The sequence below is a fragment of the Burkholderia lata genome, from assembly GCF_902499335.1.
In the GTDB taxonomy this organism is placed as follows: domain Bacteria; phylum Pseudomonadota; class Gammaproteobacteria; order Burkholderiales; family Burkholderiaceae; genus Burkholderia; species Burkholderia lata_B.
The window spans coordinates 223,365-246,805 of record NZ_CABVQK010000003.1; the positions used below are offsets into that span (position 1 = coordinate 223,365).

Sequence of the window (23,441 nt, forward strand, 5' to 3'; positions counted from 1 at the left end):
CGATGACCCAGGGTCACGGCATCGCGATCGTCGGCGCCGGCCCCGCCGGTTGCGCGGCGGCGATCGCATTGGCCCGAGCCGGCGTGGGGCCGGTGCGGCTGATCGATACGGCCGGCCATGACGGTGGCAGTGGCGAGCGGGCGCGGCCGGCGGCCGGCGGCCCGCGCCCGCCACGCTTCGGCGAAAGCCTGCCGCCCGACATCCGGCTGGTGTTCGCGGCGCTCGGCCTGCAGCACGCGTTCGATACGCAGGCATTCGATCCGTGTTGCGGCAGCGCGTCGTCGTGGGGGGACGACGCGCTCGGCTACAACGACTTCCTGTTCAATCCGCACGGCTTCGGCTGGCACGTCGAGCGCCGCCGCTTCGACGCGCTGCTGCGCGATTGCGCGATCCGGGCCGGCGCGCACTGGACGACCGGTCGGGTCGAACAATGCAGCGCGACCGACGACGGCGTGCGGCTGCAGGTCGCGCTGCCGGGCGGCGCGACCGAACGGGTCGACGCGGCCTTCGTCGTCGATGCGAGCGGTCATGCCGCCTGCATCGCACGCGCGATGGGCGCCGAGCGGCTCGACGGCGATCGGCTCGTCTGCGTGTCGGCCTGCGTGCCGGTCGGCGCCGACAGCGGGCTCGGGCAGCGCTCGCTGCTCGAAGCGGTCGAATACGGCTGGTGGTATGTCGCGCGCTTTTCACCTGGCGAGGCGATCGTGGTCGTTGCAACCGATGCGCAGATGCTGCGCCGGCATGCGCTGCATCTGCCGGCGTCGTGGCATGCGCGGCTGCGCGACACGCGACACGTCGCGGCTGCGCTCGGTGACGGTGTACGGGAAATACCCGGCGCGCTGACGGTCCGCCAGGCGCGCTCGACACGCCTGAGCCGCTCCGCAGGGCGGCGCTGGCTCGCGATCGGCGACGCGGCATCGAGTTTCGATCCGCTGTCGTCACAAGGCGTGATCAAGGCGATGCTCGACGGGCTGGCCGCAGCACGCGAGATCGCGGGCCATCCGGCCTTCGTCGCACACGCGGCGACCCGCGAAGACCGCTCGTCGGGAGGCGCCCCCGTCGCCGGCGGTGAGCGGGGCGACGACGCCATCGCCGACCGGCACGAGCAACGGATCGGCGAACGGTTCGCCGACTACACGCGGATGCGTGACGACTTTTACGCCCGGGAGCGCCGCTGGGCCAATGCGCCGTTCTGGCGCCGGCGACGCCATCGCGACACGACGCCGGCAGCCGGCGCCATTCACGCAACGGAGACTCAACCATGAACGATGATCTCAAGCCGTGGCCGATCAAGGACACACCGAATACGCACGGGATGTTCATGCTCGGCACGACCACGCTGTATCTGTGCCACATGCCGATGTTCGACAAGGAGGACCACCTCTATCAGATGACGCTGCAGATCCGGCTCGACCCGACGTCGATGTCGACGTATCTGGCGGACAAGGCGCAGCATCCCGGCTCCGCGTACAACCTGACCAATCTCGAAAGCGGCGCGTTCACGCTGCCGCAGGTGGCGTGCGGCCAGATCCGGCAGTATGTCGCCGCGATCTACCGCGATTACTCGAATGACGGCGGCGGCACGCCGAGTACGCCGATCGTCGACGAGGCGACCGTGTTCGTCGATCGCGTCGTCGTGTACCGCGCGTTCGACCAGGGCATTCCGCGCCCGGCGAATCTGACCTACGTGCTGTTCGGCGACGGCAAGGAGGCGCACCTCGATCACTACATCGCGCTCGATCCGGACTTCCAGCATCTGATGACGCTGCCGGCCGTGCCCGACTGGCTCGACGTCACCCAGTTGCAGGCGGGCGTGCTGGTGAGCTTCCCGCAGCCGAGCGCGCCGATCGGCTGCACGTCGCCCGTCGCGCCGGGCGTGCACACCGTGTACTTCCAGGGCCTCGCCAATGCGGCCGTGCCGCTGACGGTGGGCAACACCTTCTGGTACAGCACCGGCAACATGCTCAATGCGGTCGATCCATGCGGCGCCCCGCATGCGGCGCCGTCGGTACGTTCAAGTGAGGTCGCACAATGAAAGTCCACTACGAGGTGACGCTCGATCCTGCGCGCCACGAACTGGGTATCGAACTCGCGATCGACGGCGTACCGCCCGGCGAGCTGGTGCTCGCGACGCCGACCTGGGTGCCCGGCGATTACGATTTCGAGCCGTTCGGCCGCGACGTGTTCGACGTGCGCGCGACCGACGGGACGACCGGCACGGCACTCGACGTGCACCGTCGCGGCTGGCCCGCCTACACGATCCAGGTGCCGGCGGGGCGCACCTCGGACGCCAGCGTGGTGATCCGCTATCGCGCCGCGGCCGCCTCGGTCGAGATGAGCGAGGAATGCGGCGTGCTCGGCGACCTGAACGGCGTGCTGCTCGGCACGCGGTATCTGCGCGTGACCGCACATGACGGGCGCTGCACGGTGCGCTATCACGTGCCCGACGGCTGGGCGATCCACCATCCGTCGGGCGCGCTGGCGCTGCCCGACAAAACCTGGGAATACGACGGCTATGCGCGTCTGGTCGATACGCCCGTCTCGTTCGGGAACTTCGATACGATCACACGCGACGTGCACGGCACGCCGTTCCACCATGTGTTCCTGACACGCGCACAGGGTTTCGACGCGCACGTCGACAGGTTCGTCGACGATCTGTGCAAGATCGCCGACGTCTATCGCGACATCTTCGGCGGCTTCCCGTTCGAGGACTATACGTACGTGCTGTCGTTCAATCCGAACGACTCGTGGGGACTCGAGCACCTGACGAGCACCATGGTCGGGCTCGATCCGTCGACCTTCTACGACGCCGACCAGTACAACGTCAGCCTGCGGGTCTGCGCGCACGAGCTTTTCCATGCATGGAACGTCCGACGCCTGCGGCCGGCGCCGCTCGGCCATCTCGACTTCGAACGCGGCTGTTTCAGCGACGGGCTGTGGGTCGCGGAGGGCTTCACGCGCTACTACGAATTCCTGTCCTGCACGCGCACCGCCGTCTACACGCCGGCGCAGTTCCTGAGCGCGGTGACCGGCTACTACACGCACCTGGCCGCGCTGCCGGCCTATCACCATGTGAGCCCGGCCGATGCATCGGCGGCGTCGTACCTCAATCACGACAAGTATCCGGGGCGGGCCAACAGCGCGATCGACTATTACGACGCCGGGATGGTGATCGCATTCGAACTCGATGCGGCGCTGCGCATCGAGAGCGACGGCACGCAATCGCTCGACACGGCATTCGCCGCATTTTACGAAGCCTTCGCGGGCAAGGGCGCGGGCTACACGGTCGACGACATCTGCGATTTCTTCGAACGCTACCGGCCCGGCCTCGGCGATCGATTGCGGACGAAGGCCGTCGAGCCGGCGCGGCTTTCGCTGCCCGACAGTCTGCGCGCACTCGGTTTCGCCGTTAGTGAAGGGCAGGTGCCGTATTGCGGCGTGATTCTCGCGGGCGATACGGGCCCTGCCGTCTACAGCGTGCTCGACGGCAGCCCGGCCAGCCGCAGCGGGCTCGCGGCCGAGGACGTGGTGGTCGCCGTCGATGCCTATCCGTTCTCGCTGGAGGCGCTGAACGGCGCGGTTCGCCAGGGCGCCGACATCACGCTCGACGTGCTGCGCGGCAACCAGGCCCGCCGCTACACGGTTCGCCCCGGCGAGCGAACCACCCTGGTGGGGTTGAGCTGGGCGGGCACCGCGCGTCAGGCCGCATTGATCTCGCAATGGCTGGAACAGCCGTTCGCGCCATCGGCAGGCGAGAGCGTTTCGCTCGATTTCTACGAGAACTTCCACGGCATCGAGACCGTGATCTGAACCGTTGCGAGGGCAGACCGTTGGTGACCAGGGAACAGATCGAACAGATCTACAAGGAACTTCAGCCGCACTTCGTTCGCACCGCGGATATCGACGGTTATGCGGAGATGTTTACGAGCGATGGCGTGTGGTGGCCGCTCGGACGCGCGACGCGCATCGGTCCGCGGCAGATTCGCGACGGATTTGCCGAGCTGACGCGCGGCTGCCGGTTCGAGCCCGTGTTCGAGGCGACGCAGATTCACGTCTCGGGGCAGGTTGGCTCCGCCGCGCTGCTCGGCACCATCACGATCATGTTCGACAACGGGGATCCGACGCAGGTGGTGCGTTCGCGCGAAATCTGGGAATTTCGCGAGGAAGACGGGGTGACGAAGATCAGCCGGATGATTTGGAACCAGGTGCCGTCGTGATCGACCGGGTGCGTTGATCTGATCTCCCGCCCGTCTGACAGGCACGCAGGGCGCCGAGGTCGAATGGCTGCCGCGCGTGAAGGTCAGCGGGCGGTAACCCGGTTACGCGGATCCCGCCGCCCGGCTTCGATCCAGGTGAAACGCGCCCGCCGGACGGCGGGCGCATGCTGACAACGACCCGCGTCCTGGCGAAGTGGTGCCGAGGATCGACCGGGGCAACCGCGGCTTCCGCGCGGTTCCTCGGTGCGACCGATATCGCTCTACTTCACGTCGCGGGCCACGCGAAATCCGTTTGCCGAAAAGCGTACGCTGCTGTCGTACTTGAAGCGTGTCGAGACCGGCATGTAGGTCGCACCATCCCTCCACGAACCGCCGCGAATCACGCGTACCTGGCAATTCGGCTCGTCCCACGAGCGCCCGTCGGCAGGCGCATTCTTGTACGAGTTGTGCCAGCAATCGCTGACCCATTCCCACACGCCGCCCGCCATGTCGTAGAAGCCGAGAGGATTGGCCGCGAACGTGCCGACGTCAGCGGGTGCATCGGCACGCCACGGTGGGCCGCAGTCCTTGCAGTTTGCGTTGCCCGGATGCATCTCGTTGCCCCACCAGTAGCGCGTTGCGGTGCCGCCACGCGCCGCGAATTCCCATTCAGCCTCGGTCGGCAGCCGGTAAGACTTGCCGCTTATTTTCGCTAACCACTTCACGTACAGTTGCGCGTCGTCCCAACTCAAATCGCGCGCCGGTGCGTTCGCTACCGTATTGCTGTCGTTGGGCAGGCGCGGACAGGCACCCGCATCGCGGCACGCGTTCCATTGCGCGACAGTCACCACGTACTTCGCGAGCGCGAAAGAATGATCGAGCGTCACGCGATGCGCAGGTTTTTCCGACGGGTCGCCGGAATTGCTACCCATTGCGAAGGCCCCCGGACTGACCGCCAGCATCGCCGGGCATGCGGCGCAATCCCGGATTTCATTGGCGGCCGTCGTACCTCCTTTCTGAGCCGGTGCCGATGGCGCCGCCACCGCAACGGGAGGTGGTGCTTTCGGCGGTGAGCCGGCCGTGTGCGCCGGTTGCGCCGACGTCGACGCTGGCGGCGCAGGAGCCGGAACGGGGGCGGGCGTTGGGCTCGCCGTCCGCGCGGGCGCAGGCGCAGGTGTGGACGCCGCAGGCGCCTTGGGCGCGGCTGCGCGCAGTCGTGTGAGACGGGCCTGCGCCAACTGTGCGAAGCGGCCGTTCGGGTAAGTCTTCAGATAGGCCTCGTAATCGCCCGCCTCCTTGCTGTCCTTGATCGACTCCCAGAACGTAATTTCATACTGTTCGGAGCTGTCTTTCGGCATCACGCCCCGGCTATCGAGCGCGACGGCGCCGACGTCCGCCAACACGTCGGATCCGTGCTCCGTGCCGCCGCCGGAATGCACCACGCCGGTTCCTGCACGACGGGCCCCGTTGAACGTGAACACCCCTGCCGCATCGGAAAGGGAAGACGCGATCCAGGGCATCTGCCGATACCCGGTGGCACGTTCGACCAGCGCGCCGGCACGATCGAAGACCTGTGCGATCCCGAGCCCCGGCAACGCGAGCGTCTTCAGCAGCGCCGCCGTGTAGACACCGTGCGTCGCGCCGTCGGCCGCACCTTCGCCAGGCGCTGCCGCGTAGGCGACGAGCGTATGCGGCGGCGGCTTGCGGGGCGCCATGTTGCCGGCACCGGGCGGCGCGATCAGGCAGGAATCCAGAATGATCAGATCAATCCGTTCGCCGTGCGGCCGCGACGTCGCGTCGAACACGGTTTGCAGGTCGATACCCGTTCGCGACAGGCTGGCCGGAGAACCGACGTCGGCATCGACCGGTGCAAGCCATGTCGTTCCACCCGCGCTGGCGCCGTGGCCCGCAAAATAGACCAGCGCGGTGCCGCCGGCCGCGATGCGGTGCTCGAACGCTGCCAGCCCGTCGAGCATTTGCTGCCGGGAGGCGTCGTGCAACGTGATGACGTCGAAGCCGAGCGCCTGCAGCGTATCGCCCATTGCATCGGCATCGTGGACGGGATTGGCAAGCGGATGGTCACGATAGGCGCCGTTGCCGATGACGAGCGCGACGCCATGCGGTTCGATCGACCCAGCGCGCGCGGAGGCTGCCGGCGGCATCGAAAAAGGACGCATGTCCTCGCCGGAGCAGGTGCTCGATGTCACGGAGATCGACGCAAACAGGCATGCGGGCAAGAGTATTCGCCACATATTCAGCCCCCCAGGGTGCGCCGTCGGACGAGGTGCCGAAGGCGGAGCGCAGCCGTTGCCGGGTGTCCGGCCGCGGCGCGCGTATTGCCGGCTTGCGGCTGCCGCGGGCACGGCCGGGACACATTCAAGATAGCACGTGCGCTCGGCGGCGATCACCGGATCCACCCGCGGTTTCCGCGAAAAACAGACATATGCGTACACGCATCGACGCCGGCCTGTCACCCGTGGACATCGCTATGTGTCTTCCGGTCGATTACGTCCTAAGCTGTTAGACACGCTCCACTGTCCGACGCCGCGCGCCGCCACCAACGCGAGGAGCAACACGATGCGAAGAAGGGCTACGTTGTTGGCTTTGGCCGCCACCGTCCTGGCGCCACGGATCGCGTTTGCCGCCGGACGTACGCCGTCGCCGCCCGGCGCCGAGGCATACATCATCTGGCCGTCGGACGGTGCGACGATCACGGGCGGCAAGTTCTGGGTGCGAATGGGCCTGCGCAACATGGGTATCTGCCCGAAAGGCATCGATCGGCCCAACGTGGGCCATCATCATCTGCTCGTCGATACCGATCTCCCGCCGCTGGACCAGCCGATACCGTCGGACCGGAATCATCTCCATTACGGCGCCGGCCAAACCGAGGCGCGCATCGAGCTTCCCCCCGGCAAGCACACGCTGCAGCTGCTGATGGGAGACCACGACCACGTGCCGCACGATCCGCCGGTGTATTCGAAGAAGATCACGATCACGGTCAAGTAGCGTGCCATGCCGCGCCTGCCGCACGAACCGGGAATTGCCGCCATGAACAAGTTCATCCTCTTCGCCGTTGCCGTGACGCTGCTATGGACGGGGGCGACGACCGCGGAGACCAGCACGCATCCCCCGAAGGCCGTCGTCTACATCGGATGGCCCAACGATGGCCAGGTGCTGCCGGCCGGACGTCCGTTCCGGGTGTGGTTCGGCTTGCGCGACATGGGTGTCGCGCCGTCGCATGTGCAGTTTCCGAACACGGGCCACCATCACCTGCTGGTCGACACCGACCTGCCGCCGATGGACCAGCCGATTCCGTCCGACCGGAATCACCTGCATTTCGGCGCGGGCGAGACCGAAACCACGCTGGACCTTCCTCCGGGCAAGCACACGCTGCAGCTGCTGATGGGCGACGCCAATCACGTGCCGCACAATCCCCCCATCTACTCGAAGAAAATCACGGTCTACGTGAAGTGACGTTGCACACACCGATCTCCGGTCGTGTGGCGCGGCGAGCGCGCGGCCGCGCTTCCGCAAGTGTCGGTGTGTTCCCGACATCCTGAGCCGGAACTGTCGGCGACGACCCATCACGCATCCTCGATCCGTGTGCCGCGCACACGTGGCTTCTCCTCCGTCTTCGTCGCCCGGCCCCGCGCCGGCAAGCCGTCCGGCAAGATTCCCGCCGGTCCGGCGGGCGGCTGGCACGCCCCATGCGGTATGAGACACGAGCGTGCAACGCTGCAGCACGAACACCAACACATCCACCCGATCCCGCATCGTCGCCGCGTCCCCCCGAAGGAGTCGATCGTGAACATCCACCTGTCGCCGACAGCCACGCGCAACTGCCGCGGTCTCATGCGTTCGCTGGCCCGCATGGCCGGTTCCGCCGGCGCGTGCGCGGCGTTGCTGTCCGGATGCATGGACCTGAACATGCCCGTCTACCAGCGCCCGGAGATGCCGGCAAAGACCACCTGGGCACACGCGCACGGGCCGGTATCCGCGTCGGACACGGTCAATGCCGACTGGTGGAAGAGTTTCGACGATCCGTATCTCGACGCGCTCATCGACAAGGCCATCGCGGGCAACGCCGATATCAGGGTGCTGGCGGCTCGCATCGGCGTGGCCGGCGCGCAGGTCGGCGAAGTCCAGGCCGGCGCGCTGCCGAGCGCCGACCTCGGCGCGGGCGTGGACTTCGAGAAGAACACGCATCAAGCGCCGTCGAGGACCTACAACCTCGGTAGCCAGGTGAACTGGGAGATCGACATCTGGGGCAAGGTCGAGAAAGGCGTGCAGGCGCAGAAGGCCGAATATCACGCGACCGAGGCCGACTGGCGCGCGGGCTATCTGACGCTCGTCGCCGACGTGTCGAGCACGTACTTCGAGATCCTCCAGTTCGACGACCAGATCGAACAGGAGCAGCGCACGCTCGACAAGAACCGGAAGATCCTCGCGATCTACCAGTCGATGCTGGCGAACGGCATCGCGCCGCAGACGGAAGTCCTGCGGCAGAGCGCGGAGATCAACGGGCTGGCGAACCAGCTGATCGAGCTGCACCGATCGCGCGACACGGCCGAGAACGCGCTCGCGACGCTGCTGGGCGTGCCGGCCGGCGAATTCAGGATGCCTGCCGGCCATCTCCGGCAGCGCGTCAAGCTGCCGGACGTGCCGATGGGGCTGCCCGCGCAACTGCTCGCGCGCCGGCCGGATGTCGTCGCCGCGCAGTATCGCGTGCTCGAATCGTATGACGAAGTGGGGGCGGCGAAGCTGGCGCAACTGCCGTCGATCAGCCTGACGGGGCGCGGCGGCACCGCGGCGTTTGCGCTGTCGGATCTCTTCAAGGCATTCACGTTCAGCTTCCTGCCGAGCATCAACCTGCCGATGTTCGACCCGAGCGTGCGCGCGCACATCAAGACGACCGACGCGCAGACGAAGGTCGCCGAGCAACAGTACCGGCAGACCGTGTTCACCGCGTTCAAGGAAGTGGAAAACGCGCTCGTCGATCTCGACGCGCACAAGCAGCAGCGCGTGCAGCTTCAGCAGCAGAGCGAGCGTCTGCGCACCGTCGCCGCGCAGGTCGAGGCGCAGCTCAGGGAAGGGCTCGTGTCGCAGCTCGAGGTGCTCGAATCAGAACGCTCGGTGGCATCCGCGGAACTCGCGCTGCTCGCGAATCATCAGCAGATTCTGAGCGACACGGTCACGCTCTACAAGGCGATCGGCGGCGGCTGGCGCGCGGTCGAAATCTCGAATGCAAGCAGCGAGCCCGTCCGGCAAGCGATGCAATGAACACGCCAGCCTTGCGTCACTGCGCGATCGGTGCCAGCCGATTGACTACCGTCATCCGTCGCCTAAACTTTTTTCACGATCGTGCCGCCATGTGCCGTGGCGGCGCGGCTTCACCCAGGTGGTTCGAAAGCGCGTCGCGCTTCCTGCGCGGCGTGCCCATTGGCGGGCGCATGTCGATCGTTGGCAGAATCATGATTCCAGACGCCGCTTCGATTGCCGAGAAACAGGCCGCCCTCGACCGGCAGTTCGACATCGTGCTCAAGCCGGTTTCCGATCCGGAACTGAGCGAGATCCGGATCGACAAGGCGCTGTTCGCCGTCGGGCGCACGAACACGCCGTTCGCGTCCGCGCGCCCCGAGCGGGTGGCCGACCTGTCGCGCCGGCATGCGCGCATCTTCCTTGAAGATGGCGCCGCCTATGTCGCCGATCTCGGCAGCAAGAACGGCACGGCCGTCAACGGCGTCGATGTCGGCGACAAGCCGCACTTGCTGCGCGACGGTGACGAACTGCGCTTCGCCGGCGCGCTGGCGTACCGCGTCTCGTTCGTGCCGCGTGCGACGCATCAGCCGGCACGGCCGGCCATCGTCACGCTGGCACCGGAGCGCGGCGATCTCGGCCTGCAACCGGTCATCATTACCGCCTTCCCGTTTCTCGTGAGCAAGACCGACGACACGTTCGCCTGCTACCGGAACGCGTATCCGCATCAGGTCAACTATCTGTCGCGGCGTCATGCGCACATCTACGTGCAGGACGGCGACGTATTCGTGGAAGACCTCGGCAGCACGAACGGCACGTTCGTCGACGGGCGGCGTCTCGACGAGCATGCGGTGCCGCTCGACGACGGCGCGATGCTCGCGTTCGGCGGCGATCATTTTGTCTATCGCGTCGGCCTGCAGCGCGAGACGGGGCCGGACTCGACCGTGACGGCCACGTCGCCGCCCGGCGCCGCCGCGAACGGGGCCGCCGTGGACCCCGACCGGACGACCTTCGTCGATACCGCGCATTCTTTCCTCGACATCTTCTGCACGGTTCCGGCCGTCCAGCAGGACGACGAGATCAATCCGCACGCCGCGCATGGTGCCGCCGAAACCGCGCATGACGCGCGCCGCCGGCGCGGCAGGGCCGAAGTCTTCCTGTCGGAGTTGAGCGAGGCGTTCGGCGGTAGCGGGCACGTCAACCTGCGCCGGCTCGGCTGGTGGAGCGGCGGGCTGCTCGCGGCGCTCGTCCTGCTGCTCGCGACGCTGTATTTCCACGACGCGCCGCTGCGCGAGATGCACGCGATGCTGGCGCGGGGCGATACGGCGCAGGCGACGCAACTGGCCGACCGCTATCTCGCGAGCCATCCGGACGACCCGGCGTTCCGCGCGCTCGGTACCGAGGCACTCATCCGCTCGAAAGTGCCGGACTGGATCGCCGCGATGAACGTGCGCGCGTTCGACCGCGCCCGCGCCGTCGTGCAGGACATGCGCACGCTGGCCCGCCATAACGCCGACGCACGGCCGCTCGTCGACGAAGTTGCGTGGATCGGCGAACTGCAGGCATTCGTTGCGGGGCGCGGCGGGGCGGAAGCGCCGATCCGCATCTATCGCGACGAAGCGCCGATCAAGGCATTGACCGGCCGCTGGAACGCCGACCCGGGTGCGCATCAGCGGCTGCTCGACCGGATTTCGTCATACGTTCCCGCGTTCGGCGTACTGTATGCCGACGCGCTCAGTCAGTTGCGCAAGCTGCAAAGCGACAACTCCGTCTACGTGGCCGCGCTCGAGCGGTTGCAGCGCGCGATCGCGTCGGCACTCGACGACGACCGGCTCGACGCGCTCCCGGCACTGCTCGCCGATGACGAGCAGCGCTATCCGCGCCTCGGCGGCCTCGATGCCGTGCGCGCCGATCTGCAGCAGTACCTGCAGTTCGAGAGCGACGCGCGGGCCGGGCACGGTCCGGCCGTACTGGATCGCCTCAAGCAGTTCCGCTTCGCGACGCCGCAATTCGCTGCACATGTCGCGACGCTGGAACGGCTCGCTTCGTCGGGAGGGCGCGGTGAAGCTCGACAGTCTCCTTAAGCGCGCGCGGCAGGCAACGCCGCCTGAGCCGCCGCGCTCGCTGGGTGAAGCGCTGGAGGATCACAGCGTCGAAGGCATCGCGATCCTGACCGCGCGGCCATGGCGGCTCACGCAGGCGACCATCATCGCGATGGTCGGGCTCGTCGTGTGCGCACTGCTGTGGTCGTTCGTCGGCCGCGCCGACGTGATCGTGACCGCGCAGGGTGCGCTCGCGCCGGAGTCCGAGGTGCGCCGCATTTACGCGCCCGTCGACGGCGAACTGGTGGATATCTATATCGCCGAAGGTCAACCGGTCGAAAAGAACGACGTGATCGGCCGGATCAACGCGCGCGGCGCGATCGAGGCTGCGACCAACGCGCTCGATGCACGCCTCAAGCTCGACGACGCGGAGCGCGAATGGAAGCAGTTTCCGGACAAGAAGCAGTTGATGGAGCGCAAGGCCGACGCCCTGAAGCAACAGATCGAGGTCGAGGAGCACCTGCACCAGAACCGCATGGCCGAAGGCACCAGCAAGCTCGCGCAATCGCAGCGGGCCCAGATCGACGAAGCCCGCAGCAATATCGACAACGCGCGCCACGCACTCGATCTCGCGAAAGACGAACAGGACAAGTACGCGCGCCTGTTCGCGCTGCCCGGCGGCGGCGGCGTGTCGCAGAGCCAGGTGGAACAGAAGCGCAGTGCCTACCTGCAGGCCCAGGACAGCTACCGCGTCGCGCAGGCGCGGCTGTCGCAGCTCGAGGCGCAGCAGAGCCACGAGTTCGCGCAGGCGAAGGCGCAACTCGAGGGCAGCGGCGAGACGCTGGCCGGGCTGCGCATCCAGTACGACGCAACCTTGCGCGACATCGCGAACACCGAAGAGAAGCTGCGCCTGCAGGTGCAGACGGCGCGCCTCGCCGCGGATGCCGCCGCGCGCATCCGCTTCGAGAACATCGACAAGGACAATTTCCTGCTCGTGCTCGCGCCCGTCTCCGGCGTGATCACCGATGTGACCACGACGCAGCCCGGCGACAAGATACTCGCCAACACACCGCTCGGCAGCATCGCGCCGTCCGATGCGCGGCCGGTGGTGAAGGTCGCGATCGCGGAGCAGGACCGCGCGTTCCTGCATGAAGGCTTGCCCGTGAAGCTCAAGTTCAATGCGTTTCCGTATCAGCGCTACGGCGTGATCGACGGCACGCTCGAATACATCTCGCCGGCGACGAAGCCGCAGGCGCAGACGAAGGAACCCGTCTACGAAGGCCGCGTGGCGCTCGGGCGCAACGCGTACACGATTGCCGGCACGAAATACCCGCTGCGCTACGGGATGACGGCCACCGCTGAAATCGTGGTGCGCGAGCGCCGCGTGATCGGGTTCGCGCTGGACCCGTTCAGGCAGATCGCGGGCTGATGGCGCCTGCCACGTCGTAGCGGCGCGGCGGCGGGTGGTGATGCGAGGTATCGGCGGCGAATCAGGGCGATCGCCGCTTACAGGACCAAGGGGAACGACATGACGGCAATAGTGCGTATCGACGACGAGGTGATCGGCACCGACGACTTCATCCGCGTGCTGAAGCTCACCGGGCAGTTCGAGGGCCTCGTCGAGCAGCAGGTTCGCGACCGGCTGACGGTGATCGCGGCGCGGAAGATGGGCATGCAGGTGACGCCTGAAGAAATCCAGGAGCGCGCCGACCAGTTTCGCCGCGTGCGCGGCCTGCACCGCGCCGCGGACATGAACCGCTACCTGGACGTGTTCGGCATCAGTCTCGACGAGTTCGAGCGCTTCATTACCGACACGCTGTACCAGGAAAAGACGCTCGACACGGTGTGCAGCGATGCGGCCGTCGAAGCGTACTTCAAGCTCAATTCGCCGAAGTTCGACAGCATCGAGGTCAGTCACATCGTGCTGGATTCGGAAGGCAAGGCCCGCGAAATGATGGCGATCCTGGAGGACGACCCGGACTGCTTCGGCGACATGGCGCACGAGCATTCGATCGCCGACACGAGCGAGCGCGGCGGCGTGATCGGCAAGGTGCTGCGCGGCTCGCTGAAGACGGATATCGAGGCCAAGGTGTTCAACGCGCGGGTAGGCGACCTGCTCGGGCCGTTCGCCGCGCCCGACGGCGCGTTCTTCGAGATTTTCTCGGTTACCGCCAAACACCCGGCCACGCTCGACGCCGACGTCGCGTCGGAGGTGCGTCGCCTGCTGCGCGAGGAGTGGCTTGCCGAGCGCGCGCAGGAACACGTCATCGACGCACGCTGATCACGGAGACCCGCAGCAATGGACGCACACGCCCCCGCCCCGGCCAGCATCCCGCCGCTCGCGGCGTTTCTCGCGTCGGTGGAGCCGCTGTCGCTCTTCTCGCCCGAAGAGCTCGATCGCATGGCCGCGCAGGCGCAGGTGCGCACCTACGCGTTCGGCGACACCGTCTGCAATCGCGGCGAGCCGGCCGAGGGCCTGTATGTGCTGCGTTTCGGGTCCGTGCGCCTGATCGCCGACGAGCGCGGCAAGGAAACCAGCGTCGGCGTGCGCAAGGAACGCGAGGTGTTCGGTGAAATGGCGATGCTGCGCGACTACTGGCACGAGGTGTCGGTGCGCGCGTCGACGAAGACCGAGGTACTGTGCATCCCGCGCAGCGCGATCGAGCCGATCCTGCGCGACAATCCCGCCGCGCAGGCGTTCGTGACGAGCTATGTCGCGATCAGCTCGGCCGGCGGGTTCGTGACGCGGCTGTTCGACCTGCGCGGCAAGCTGACGCGCGCCGAACTCGAGGAGTACGTGTCGAGCGTCGGCGTGAAGCGCGTGGCGGCCGGCAAGGAGATCGTCCGGCAGGGGCCGGGCGGCGACCTCCGGCTGTATGTCGTGCGCCAGGGCGAGGTGAGCGTCTCGTGCCACGAGGACGGCAGCGACTATCCGCTCGCGACGCTCGGCGCGGGCGAGATTTTCGGCGAGCGCGCGTGCCTGCTGCGACAGGAGCAGGCGGCGACCGTCACCGCCGTCACCGACACGCGCCTGCTCGTCATTCCGGAAAAGACCGTGCACTTCATGCTCGAGCGCAACCCGAAACTGCGCGAGGTGCTCGAGGAGCGCATCCGCTTCGTCGAGCAGGAACTGAAGCGACAGAAGAAGCTCGCCGAACGGCGTCGCCACCCGCTGCAGATCGATATCGGCTCCGACGCCGCGTTCGGCGAGCGCATGATCAAGCGTTTCGTGCTGGTCGAGCAGGCCGAGGAAATGGATTGCGGGGCGGCGTGCCTCGCGATGATCTGCCGTCACTACGGCGTCGCGATGACGCTCGGCAAGCTGCGCGATCTCGCGAACGTGACGACGCAGGGCGCGACGCTCGACAGTCTCGCGCGCACCGGCGAGGCGGTGGGCTTCGCGACGCGCGGCGTGCAGTGCACCTACGAGGCGCTGCTCGGGTTCGACCTTCCGTTCATCGTGCACTGGGAGGGATACCACTACGTCGTCGTGTACGGTGTGTCGAAGTCGTGGGTGCGGATCGCCGATCCGGCGCTCGGCTTCCGGAAGCTGAGCGTCGAGGCGTTCGAGCGCGGCTGGAGCGGCACGTGCCTGCTGTTCACCGCGAGCGGGCCGGCCGCGGCGCCGGCCGAGTCACGTTCGCCATGGGTGCGCTTCATCGGCTATCTGCGCCCTTACAGGAAGATCCTCGCGCATCTGTTCCTGGCGACCTTCGTGATCCAGGTGCTGGGCGTCATACCGCCGATCATCATCCAGAGCATCCTGGACGGCGTGATCGTGCACCAGAACGTCAGCCTGCTGCACCTGCTGATTGCGGGGCTCGTCATTTCACACGTGTTTACCCAGCTGATGACGACGATCCGCGCGCATCTTTCCAATTTCATGGTGCGCAGTCTCGACTTCGCGATGATGTCGCAGTTCTATAAACACACGATGTCGCTGCCGTATTCGTTCTTCGCTCGCCGCAAGAGCGGGGACGTGTTCGCGCGCTTCCAGGAGAACCAGACGATCCGCGCGTTCCTGACGGAGTCCACCGTGACGACCGCGCTCAATCTCCTGATGATCTTCATCTACTTCACGATCATGTTTCTCTACAACGTGAAGATGACGCTGGTGCTGATCGCCTTCGTGATCCCGATCATGGCGCTCACGGCGCTCGCGACCCCGAAGCTGAAAGGCTATGCGCGCGAGGTGTTTGCCGCGTCCACCGATGCGAAGTCGCTGCTGATGGAGACGCTCGGCGGCGTCGAGACCGTGAAAGGCATGGGCATCGAACGGTCGGTACGGCTGAAGTGGGAGCGCAAGTATGCGAAGGCGCTCGACGTCCAGTATCGTGCGCAGGCTTTCAATATCGTGGTGGCGCTGTGCAGCCAGCTGCTGAATGCGGCCACCACCATCGTGATCCTGTGGGTCGGTGCGAACCTCGTGCTCGCGCATGAACTCAGCATCGGGCAACTGATCGCCTTCAATGCGTTCATGGGCAGCGTGCTGGCGCCGCTGATGGGGCTCGTCGGCATGTGGAGCCTGATGAACGACGCGGCGGTGGCGATGGAGCGGCTCGGCGACGTCCTCGACATCGAGCCCGAGCAGCAGCCGGCCGAGCTGGCCTCACGCGTGCTGCTGCCCGACCTGCAGGGCGACATCAGCTTCGACGGCGTGTATTTCCGCTATGGCGGCAACGAAACGCCTTACGTGCTCGAGAACATCAACTGCACGATCAAGCGCGGCGAGATGGTGGCCATCGTCGGGCGCAGCGGTTCGGGGAAAACCACGCTGGCGAAGCTGCTCGTGGGATTCTATGCGCCCACCGACGGCAAGATCGTGGTCGACGGCTACGACATGAGCGCGATCGACAAGGCTTGCTACCGTGCGCAGATCGGCTACGTGATGCAATCCAATCTGGTCTTTTCCGGATCGATTGCCGAGAACATCGCATGCGGCGACACGAGCCCCGACTGGCGCCGCATGGAGGAGGTCGCACGAATGGCCGACGCGCATGCATTCATCAGCAAATTGCCGCTCGGCTACGAACAGGTGGTGGGCGAGCGCGGCGTGGGCCTGTCGGGTGGCCAGATCCAGCGGCTCTGCATCGCACGCGCGCTGTATCACGATCCGCGCCTGCTCGTGTTCGACGAAGCAACCTCGTCGCTCGACACGCAGTCGGAGAGCAACATCCTCGCGAACATGCATGAAATCCTGCAAGGGCGCACCGCGGTGATCATCGCGCACCGGCTCAGCACGATCATGCGTGCGGACAAGATCCTCGTCCTGTACGAAGGCGCGATCGTCGAACAGGGCTCGCACGACGAGCTGGTCGCCCTCAAGGGCATGTATTACCAGCTCGTGCAGAAACAGCTGGGTGCCGCATGAAACTCTTCGACCCGCACGGATTCGGCAACTCCGCGATCTCGTATGCCGGCCTGCTCGAGAAGATCGAGATCCTGCGCTCGATGCTGCGCTGGGCACCCAAGCTCGAGCGTGCCGACATCGAGAAGCTGCTCAACCAGGCGAACGTGCTGCGCGACGAAGTCATGCAGATGTCGCGCAAGGAGCGCTTCGTCGAGGCCGCCGTGGCCGCGCCGGAGACACCCGAGGCGCTGGAAGCGGCCGCGGCCCCGGTGCAGCGACGCCGACAGGCCCTGATCGAGCGCAGTTTCATCTTCGAGGGCATTTTTGGCGACAATCCGAAGTTGCTCGCCGCACTCGAAATCGCCGAAAAGGCTGCGCCGACCGACCTGCCGGTGCTGATCGACGGCGAAAGCGGGACCGGCAAGGAACTGATGGCGAAAGTCATCCACGCGAACGGGGCGCGCGCCGACCGCCCCTACATCTCGGTGAACTGCGGCGCGATTCCCGACAACCTGCTCGAATCCGAGCTGTTCGGCCATCGGCGCGGCGCGTTCACCGGCGCGTCGAACGATCGCAAGGGCAAGTTCGAGAGCGCGCATACCGGCACGATCTTCCTCGACGAAATCGGCGAATTGCCGCTGTCGGGCCAGGTCAAGTTGCTGCGTGTCCTGGAGTCGCACGAAATCCAGCGGGTCGGCTCGGACGAGCCGATCAGCGTCGATACGCGCATCGTCGCCGCCACCAACAAGAACCTGCGGCAATTGAGCGAACAGGGGCTCTTTCGCGAGGACCTGTTCTACCGCCTGAGCGTCATTCATCTGACGTTGCCGGCGCTGCGCGAACGGCGCGATGAAATTCCGCTGCTGCTCGCCTATTTCGGCGACGAGGCAGCCGGGGCCCTGAAGCGCCGGCCCATCAAGACGACACCGAAACTGCGCGACTTCCTGCTGACCTATCCGTATCCGGGCAACATCCGCGAGCTGCGCAACCTCGTCTACCGGCTGTCGTGCCTGGCCGGCGACATCGCGGATATCGAGCACTTGCCCGAGGACATCCGTCCGAAGGCCGTGTCGGGCGCCGTGCGTGCGACGGATGACGGTGCGCCGGGCAGGCCGATGTCGCTCAGCGACGCGAAGCGCGCGGCAAGCGACGAGGCGGAGCGCGCGTTTCTCGAACGCGGGTTGCAGGAGACCGGCGGAACCGTGGCCGAACTGGCGCGCCGTTGCGAGATGAACCGGTCGCACCTGCAGATGCTGCTCAAGAAGCACGGCATCCGTTCGAAAGCGTTCCGTCATCAGGACGGCGCGGCGCCCGACAAGGACGCGTGAACGCACCCGCGGCCGCTCGATCGCTCAGCGTTGCACGGCAGGATTGGCGAGCGTCCGGTCCGACGCTTCGGGATCGTCGGCGCGGATCACGATGCAGGTGACGTTGTCCCGGCCGCCTTCGCGCAACGCGAGGTCGACGAGCGCGTCCGTTGCGTACGCGCAATCGCCGCAGGCGAGGGCGGCCGAGATGTCGGCTTCGTCCATTTCGTTGCTCAGGCCGTCGCTGCACAGGAGGAACATGTCGCCGTCGCATACGTCGATGCGTCGTTCGTCGAGATGCAGCTGCTCGGCGGCGCCGACGGCGCGCGTGATCACGTGCTGCGACGGGTGATGGCGCGCCTGCTGTGCGCTCAGGTGGCCCTGGGCCTGCAATTCCGCGACGTGGCTGTGGTCGAGCGTGAGCTGGGTCAGGTGTGCGTCGCGATAGAGGTAGATCCGGCTGTCTCCGGCCCAGAGCCAGCCGCACTGGCGGCCGCTCGCCAGCAGCACCGCCACCGTGCTGCCGATCAGGCGTACGCCGCGCTCGGCGGCCGATACGCGCAAGCGCACGTTGACGGCATCGAGCGCGGTGCGCGCTGCCTCGATGAAGTCCGCCAGCGTGGCCGGGGCGGGCAGCCGTTCCAGCGCCTGCACGATCGTCCGGCTCGCGAGGTCGCCGGCCGAATGTCCGCCCATGCCGTCCGCAACGGCCCACAGGCCACGGTGCGGCAACGCGAGACAATCGTCTTCGTTGATCTCGCGGACCAGGCCCACGTCAGTGCGTGACGCCGAAGTCCATTGCAGTTCTGCGCTCACGGCCCGCCATTCCCTTTCGTCCAGTGCCCGCTCATGCCGATAACGGGCAGGTGAACGTGCGTTGCCGGTTGGCATGAAGGCGCTAGACGAGCCGGTTCCTGCCGTCCGCGCCAACCCCGACCGCGATGTTCGCGCCGGGCGCCGAGTTCGTGACGTCGACGTTCTGAATCTGGTTGAGGACCTGGTTCGCGTAGAACGTGTTGTACGTCTGATAGAGGTTCACGACGGGCCCGAACGACGGAGCCGGCGGCGCGTAGGGCTGGATCCAGCCGAATACCCACGGCGCGCCTGCGCCGCGGATGAACGACATCGTCTTGCGGTCGATGTCGTGCTGCATGTGAAGGTCGGTGATTGCGAGCGTGGTCATGATGAGTCTCCGAAAGAGGCTGGCCGACGGACCGGGTACCCGATACGTGCAAACCCCGTGCCATGCGTGACACAACCCGCGTGCGTTGCCCGGGCACGTGCGTCGATCCGCTGAGCGCCGCACGCGGCAAGGCAAGGCGTTATCGACACGCGTTGCTTGCATGCTAGTGCGTCGCGACCGGGTCCTGCAATGGTTGTGCGCCAGCCAACAGTCGTGCGCCCGAACGTGGCCGCGAAACCGACACATGCGCCGGCGGACGCAAACGGCTGTCCGGCGCGCCAACTGGTGTTGTCGCACCAACGAACGCTCCCGCAAATGGTTGGCTGCGCGGCGACAGCGCGGTGCCCGGTTCGCCGCGCATCGCCCGCCGAGCGTTGCGCGACGGGCTCCCGGTGATTGGCACGCTTGATGCAGGTTAGTTGGCAACCGGCGAACCCTTGCGCACCACGGGCGGCCGCCAACCTGCAGATGGAGCCCGTCATGGAACGCGATCTTCAACCAGCGAACAGCACCGCGCCCTGTGCGGCGGCTGGCGCTGCGGACGCAATCGCGCATGCGGTTTCGCTGCCGGGCGGCGTCGAGGCACTGCCGCTTGGCGCGCACCTGGTTTCCGATCGCGGCTGCTACAGCCATCACGGCATCTATGTCGGCGACGGACGCGTCGTCCACTACGCGGGGCTCTGCACATCGCTGCATCGCGGCCCGATCGAGGAAGTCACGCTCGAACGATTCGCCGACGGTCACGCGGTTCGCGTCATGCCGCATCCGTCCGCAGCCTATGCAGGGCGCACCGCGGTGCTGCGCGCACGTTCCCGCCTGGGCGAAGACCGCTACCGCCTGCTGACGAACAACTGCGAGCACTTCTGCACGTGGTGTGTGGAAGGGACAGGCCACAGCGAGCAGGTTCGCACGTGCGTCATGCATCCGCGGACGGCATTCCGGTTCGCGCTGTCGGTCTGCCGCGCGTTGCTCGTCGCGCGGCATGCGGGCGGACGGGGCGCCGCGGCCGCCATCGCCACCGCATGAGCGACGTCCCGATGCGTACGACATCGCCACGAGGAGGCTCACATGAACGGGATCGAATCTTCGCTGCGCATGCAGGTCGACAAGTGGCTCGCGCCGAGCACGCGCGTGCCGGCGCGCGTCGTGCGCTTCAGCCGCATGCCTGCGCAACGGCGGCGCTTTGTCTGCGTCGAGGCCGTGCATCCGGCCGGCACGATCGTCATCTTCTTCTTTCGTCACGACGACGGCTCATGGTGGGTGTTCCCGCCGGCCGACCGGCGGCCCGAGATGACGGCGCGAGCGGCCTGAGCGTGCGCGCCGGGTCGAGCGGTGCGTCCGTCAACGCAACAGCGTCGGACGGGCCGGGGACGCCACGGCTTCGGCCACCGGTGCACGCGCCAACGCAACATTGCGGGCGTCGGTGTGCAGGTAGGGGAAAGGTTGCGGCGCAAGCATCGTCTGATGCGCGCGTACCTTCGCGCCACCGGTGATGGTGGCCATCGCCTGCCTGTCGAGGTCGACGCTTTCGGGAAGATCGTTGATGACGAGCACGCCCATGGTTGGCTCCACGATATCGGACGGGAGAAGGGCAGCCGCGCGGCATCATGCGATGCGCCGACGTGCCGGGAATCTGTCCAGTATAGGTTCCGTCGCACGGCCACGCGCGCCGGAAAATGGAAGGCGGGGCGCAGGCGATGCGGACGGCGAACACCCGAAGCCGGTTCGCGATGAATCTGCCCGAATTCTAGTTCCGGCACCGATTGCACAGGGCGTTACCGCAGACTAGTATGATTTGTTAGACGTCCTGTCAGAAGGCCCGCGGCCGGTGCGGCGCGCAGTCGAATTCGTCTGACGATGACGTGGCGGCGGGATCGATCGTGTCCGGTGCATCGCCGCTACGTCGCGCTGCAGGGGGCCGCCATGGACAGTCCTTGCCCTGGCGGCACCGTGAGGCGCCGAAACGGGTCGGCAAGCTGAAGCTGAGTACACGGCATACGAATGATGAGCTTTGCGGAGCTGATTCAGACATTCCAGAGCGGGACGCTGTCGCAGGACGCGTTCTTCTCGGAGATCGACCGGGTGCTGGCAACCGATCAGGTCGATTGCGCCCGTCTGCGCGAAGTACTCGACCAGACGCAAACCACGCAGCCGCTGTCGGACGATATCTATGCGGAAGTGCTGAAGCGCATCGAGCGATGTCATGACAGAACGGCATCCGCGGGCGACGCAACCCGGATCCACGAAAGCCCGCCTCGGCCGGCGGCACGTCCGGCCCCTCCGCCCGGGCCGTCGGACGGCGCAATGTCCATCGACAGCGAACGCGTGAAAGGCATCGGCGATACGCTGAACGGACGCTTCGTGCTGGAGGAGTGCCTCGGCGTCGGCGGGATGGGTACCGTGTACAAGGCGCTCGACCTGCGCAAGCTGGAGGCGTCGGATCGCAAGCCGCACATTGCGATCAAGGTGCTCAACGTGCAGTTCCGCGGCCAGCCGACTTCACTGATCGCCCTTCAGCGCGAAGCCCGCAAGGCGCAGACGCTCGCCCATCGCAACATCGTCACCGTCTACGACTTCGATCGGGACGGTCCGCTCGTCTATCTCACGATGGAGTATCTGTCGGGCCGGCCGCTCAGCAAGGTGCTGCGCGCGCCGGACTTCAAGGGCATGCCGCTCGATGCCGCGTTGCCGATCATTGCCGGCATGGGCCAGGCGCTGGCCTACGCGCACGAACGCGGTTTCGTCCACTGCGATTTCAAGCCTGCCAACGTGTTTCTCACCGACCGTGGCGAAGTGAAGGTGATCGACTTCGGGATCGCACGCGCATTCCAGCGGCGCGACGAGGATCCCGACGTCACCGTGTTCGACCCGGCGAGCCTCGGCGGCATCACGCCGGCCTACGCGAGCCCGGAGATGTTCGAGCATCTCGAGCCGGATCCGTGCGACGACGTCTACGCGCTCGCCTGCGTCACCTACGAATTGCTGACCGGACACCATCCGTTCAACCGGTTGTCGGCCACCCAGGCGCGTCACGACCACTTGCGGCCCGAGCGCCACCCCGGTCTCGATCGCACGCAATGGCGCACCTTGAGCGCCGCGTTGTCGTTCGACCGCGCAACGCGCACGCCCAGCGTCAACCTGTTCCTGGAAGGCATGGGCGTGCTCAAGCGCCCCATGCGTGCATCGGGCGCACGCACCGGGGCGGCCGTGGGCGCTTGCACGGTGGCGGCGATCGCCGTGCTCTGGTACGGCTACCAGGCACTTTCGCGCAGCGGCGAAAGGCGCCCCGCCGCGGACACGGCCGTGCACGCGTCTGCCGGCGCAGGCAGTGGCGTGACGGCCGGTGCCGCGGCGAGCAGCGCGCCCGCGAGCGTCGCGAACGCCGTGCCCGCTGCGGCCAGCGCGCCGCCGCCGGCACCGGCACCGGCGATCTCGCTGGCATCCGTGATGGCGGCGCTGGCACGCATCCCGTGTTCGGCACTCGATGCGTCGGTGCAGGATCACGTCCTGCAGGTGCGCGGGTTTGCGGAAGCCGGTGTCGGCATCGGGCGCGTGCGAACCGCGCTCAGCAGCCTGGCGGGCGGACAGGCGGCCAGTCTCGACGTGCGCCCGATCGATGCGCACAACTGCGAGGTCGTGAGCGCGCTTGCTCCGTACTGGCGATCGAATCGGGCTGCGCCACATGCGGCTTCGATCCGCACGCGAGCGCCCGATGCACATTTCGCTGAAGGCAACCCGCTGGTCATCGACATCACGACACCCGGTTACGACTCGTATGTGAACGTCGATTACTACGTGCTGAACGGGAGCGTCGTGCATCTCGTGCCAAGCAGCCGCGAGCGCGACAACCAGGCGCCGCCGAATTACGCCGCGACGATCGGCAGCATGGGCGAGTGGGTGATCGGCAAGCCTTTCGGTACCGAGATGATCGTGCTCCTCGTTACGCCCGCGCCGCTGTTCGACGGGATGCGCCCGCCATCCGAGCCGCGCGCCGCCTATCTCGCGGCAATCGATCGGCAATTGAAGCTGTTCGAGGCCAAATACGGCGCGGGGCGCATTGCCGCCGATTTCATCCAGATCACGACGCATGCCAACGGCAACTGATCG

19 protein-coding genes are annotated in these 23,441 nt (G+C 66.9%); 15 read left to right on the forward strand and 4 right to left on the reverse strand.

From position 1 onward, the window contains the following. Window positions 1-2: 2 nt before the first annotated feature. From BCO18175_RS08705 to BCO18175_RS08720, 4 genes are read left to right on the forward strand one after another with little or no spacing between them, the layout of a single operon-like run. Complete coding sequence (locus BCO18175_RS08705) at window positions 3-1,265, forward strand: NAD(P)/FAD-dependent oxidoreductase (protein ID WP_174980264.1); 1,263 nt, start codon at window positions 3-5, stop codon at window positions 1,263-1,265. Then, window positions 1,262-2,035, forward strand: a complete 774-nt coding sequence (locus tag BCO18175_RS08710) for a hypothetical protein (protein WP_174980265.1) — start codon at window positions 1,262-1,264, stop codon at window positions 2,033-2,035. The genes BCO18175_RS08705 and BCO18175_RS08710 overlap by 4 nt, the downstream gene beginning before the upstream one ends. After that, the gene (locus tag BCO18175_RS08715; protein WP_174980266.1) at window positions 2,032-3,810 is read left to right on the forward strand and encodes a PDZ domain-containing protein; all 1,779 of its coding nucleotides are present in this window, start codon (window positions 2,032-2,034) and stop codon (window positions 3,808-3,810) included. Before BCO18175_RS08710 ends, BCO18175_RS08715 begins: the two co-directional genes overlap by 4 nt. Before the next feature lie 23 nt (window positions 3,811-3,833). After that, window positions 3,834-4,217 carry a YybH family protein gene (locus tag BCO18175_RS08720; RefSeq protein ID WP_174980267.1) on the forward strand — a complete coding sequence of 128 codons (384 nt, stop codon included), beginning with the start codon at window positions 3,834-3,836 and terminating at the stop codon, window positions 4,215-4,217. A 260-nt stretch (window positions 4,218-4,477) separates the two neighbouring features. Here the strand turns inward: BCO18175_RS08720 and BCO18175_RS08725 are convergent, their stop codons facing one another. Continuing rightward, a complete protein-coding gene (locus tag BCO18175_RS08725; RefSeq protein ID WP_368040713.1) occupies window positions 4,478-6,613 on the reverse strand; it encodes an SUMF1/EgtB/PvdO family nonheme iron enzyme in 2,136 nt (711 codons plus the stop codon). A gap of 160 nt (window positions 6,614-6,773) precedes the next feature. Here BCO18175_RS08725 and BCO18175_RS08730 point away from each other — a divergent pair, with 160 nt between their 5' ends. The 8 genes from BCO18175_RS08730 to BCO18175_RS08765 all read left to right on the forward strand — a co-directional run bounded on the left by BCO18175_RS08730 (window position 6,774) and on the right by BCO18175_RS08765 (window position 18,172). Further along, entirely contained in the window at window positions 6,774-7,202 is a 429-nt protein-coding gene (locus tag BCO18175_RS08730) for a DUF4399 domain-containing protein (RefSeq protein WP_174980557.1), read from the forward strand. Window positions 7,203-7,208: 6 nt separating this feature from the next. Next, the gene (locus tag BCO18175_RS08735) at window positions 7,209-7,670 is read left to right on the forward strand and encodes a DUF4399 domain-containing protein (protein WP_438820488.1); all 462 of its coding nucleotides are present in this window, start codon (window positions 7,209-7,211) and stop codon (window positions 7,668-7,670) included. A 378-nt stretch (window positions 7,671-8,048) separates the two neighbouring features. Then, the gene (locus tag BCO18175_RS08740) at window positions 8,049-9,476 is read left to right on the forward strand and encodes an efflux transporter outer membrane subunit (RefSeq protein WP_254608030.1); all 1,428 of its coding nucleotides are present in this window, start codon (window positions 8,049-8,051) and stop codon (window positions 9,474-9,476) included. A 191-nt stretch (window positions 9,477-9,667) separates the two neighbouring features. After that, the gene (locus BCO18175_RS40850; RefSeq protein WP_174980268.1) at window positions 9,668-11,536 is read left to right on the forward strand and encodes an FHA domain-containing protein; all 1,869 of its coding nucleotides are present in this window, start codon (window positions 9,668-9,670) and stop codon (window positions 11,534-11,536) included. After that, window positions 11,514-12,923, forward strand: coding sequence for an HlyD family efflux transporter periplasmic adaptor subunit (locus tag BCO18175_RS08750; protein ID WP_174980269.1), 1,410 nt, complete (start codon window positions 11,514-11,516; stop codon window positions 12,921-12,923). The genes BCO18175_RS40850 and BCO18175_RS08750 overlap by 23 nt, the downstream gene beginning before the upstream one ends. 99 nt (window positions 12,924-13,022) lie before the next feature. Further along, a complete protein-coding gene (locus BCO18175_RS08755) occupies window positions 13,023-13,775 on the forward strand; it encodes a peptidylprolyl isomerase (protein WP_174980270.1) in 753 nt (250 codons plus the stop codon). An 18-nt stretch (window positions 13,776-13,793) separates the two neighbouring features. Beyond that, window positions 13,794-16,865, forward strand: coding sequence for a peptidase domain-containing ABC transporter (locus tag BCO18175_RS08760; protein ID WP_174980271.1), 3,072 nt, complete (start codon window positions 13,794-13,796; stop codon window positions 16,863-16,865). Beyond that, window positions 16,862-18,172: a sigma-54 interaction domain-containing protein gene (locus BCO18175_RS08765; protein ID WP_174980272.1), complete on the forward strand. Its 1,311-nt coding sequence runs from the start codon at window positions 16,862-16,864 to the stop codon at window positions 18,170-18,172. The genes BCO18175_RS08760 and BCO18175_RS08765 overlap by 4 nt, the downstream gene beginning before the upstream one ends. 24 nt (window positions 18,173-18,196) lie before the next feature. On the opposite strand, the gene BCO18175_RS08770 is transcribed toward BCO18175_RS08765, so the two are convergent. Continuing rightward, the gene (locus tag BCO18175_RS08770; RefSeq protein ID WP_254608001.1) at window positions 18,197-18,967 is read right to left on the reverse strand and encodes a PP2C family protein-serine/threonine phosphatase; all 771 of its coding nucleotides are present in this window, start codon (window positions 18,965-18,967) and stop codon (window positions 18,197-18,199) included. An 82-nt stretch (window positions 18,968-19,049) separates the two neighbouring features. Continuing rightward, complete coding sequence (locus BCO18175_RS08775) at window positions 19,050-19,334, reverse strand: hypothetical protein (RefSeq protein WP_174966837.1); 285 nt, start codon at window positions 19,332-19,334, stop codon at window positions 19,050-19,052. 480 nt (window positions 19,335-19,814) lie between these two features. Here BCO18175_RS08775 and BCO18175_RS08780 point away from each other — a divergent pair, with 480 nt between their 5' ends. Together BCO18175_RS08780 and BCO18175_RS08785 are read left to right on the forward strand one after the other, a co-directional pair. Beyond that, entirely contained in the window at window positions 19,815-20,360 is a 546-nt protein-coding gene (locus BCO18175_RS08780) for a lecithin retinol acyltransferase family protein (protein WP_174980274.1), read from the forward strand. A gap of 42 nt (window positions 20,361-20,402) precedes the next feature. Continuing rightward, entirely contained in the window at window positions 20,403-20,645 is a 243-nt protein-coding gene (locus BCO18175_RS08785) for a hypothetical protein (protein WP_254608002.1), read from the forward strand. Between the two features lie 30 nt (window positions 20,646-20,675). Here the strand turns inward: BCO18175_RS08785 and BCO18175_RS08790 are convergent, their stop codons facing one another. Beyond that, window positions 20,676-20,894, reverse strand: a complete 219-nt coding sequence (locus tag BCO18175_RS08790; protein WP_174980275.1) for a hypothetical protein — start codon at window positions 20,892-20,894, stop codon at window positions 20,676-20,678. Window positions 20,895-21,335: 441 nt separating this feature from the next. On the opposite strand from BCO18175_RS08790, the gene BCO18175_RS08795 reads away from it, so the two are divergent. Then, window positions 21,336-23,438 (forward strand): serine/threonine protein kinase, encoded by a 2,103-nt coding sequence (locus tag BCO18175_RS08795; RefSeq protein ID WP_174980276.1) that lies wholly within the window; start codon window positions 21,336-21,338, stop codon window positions 23,436-23,438. Window positions 23,439-23,441: the final 3 nt, after the last annotated feature.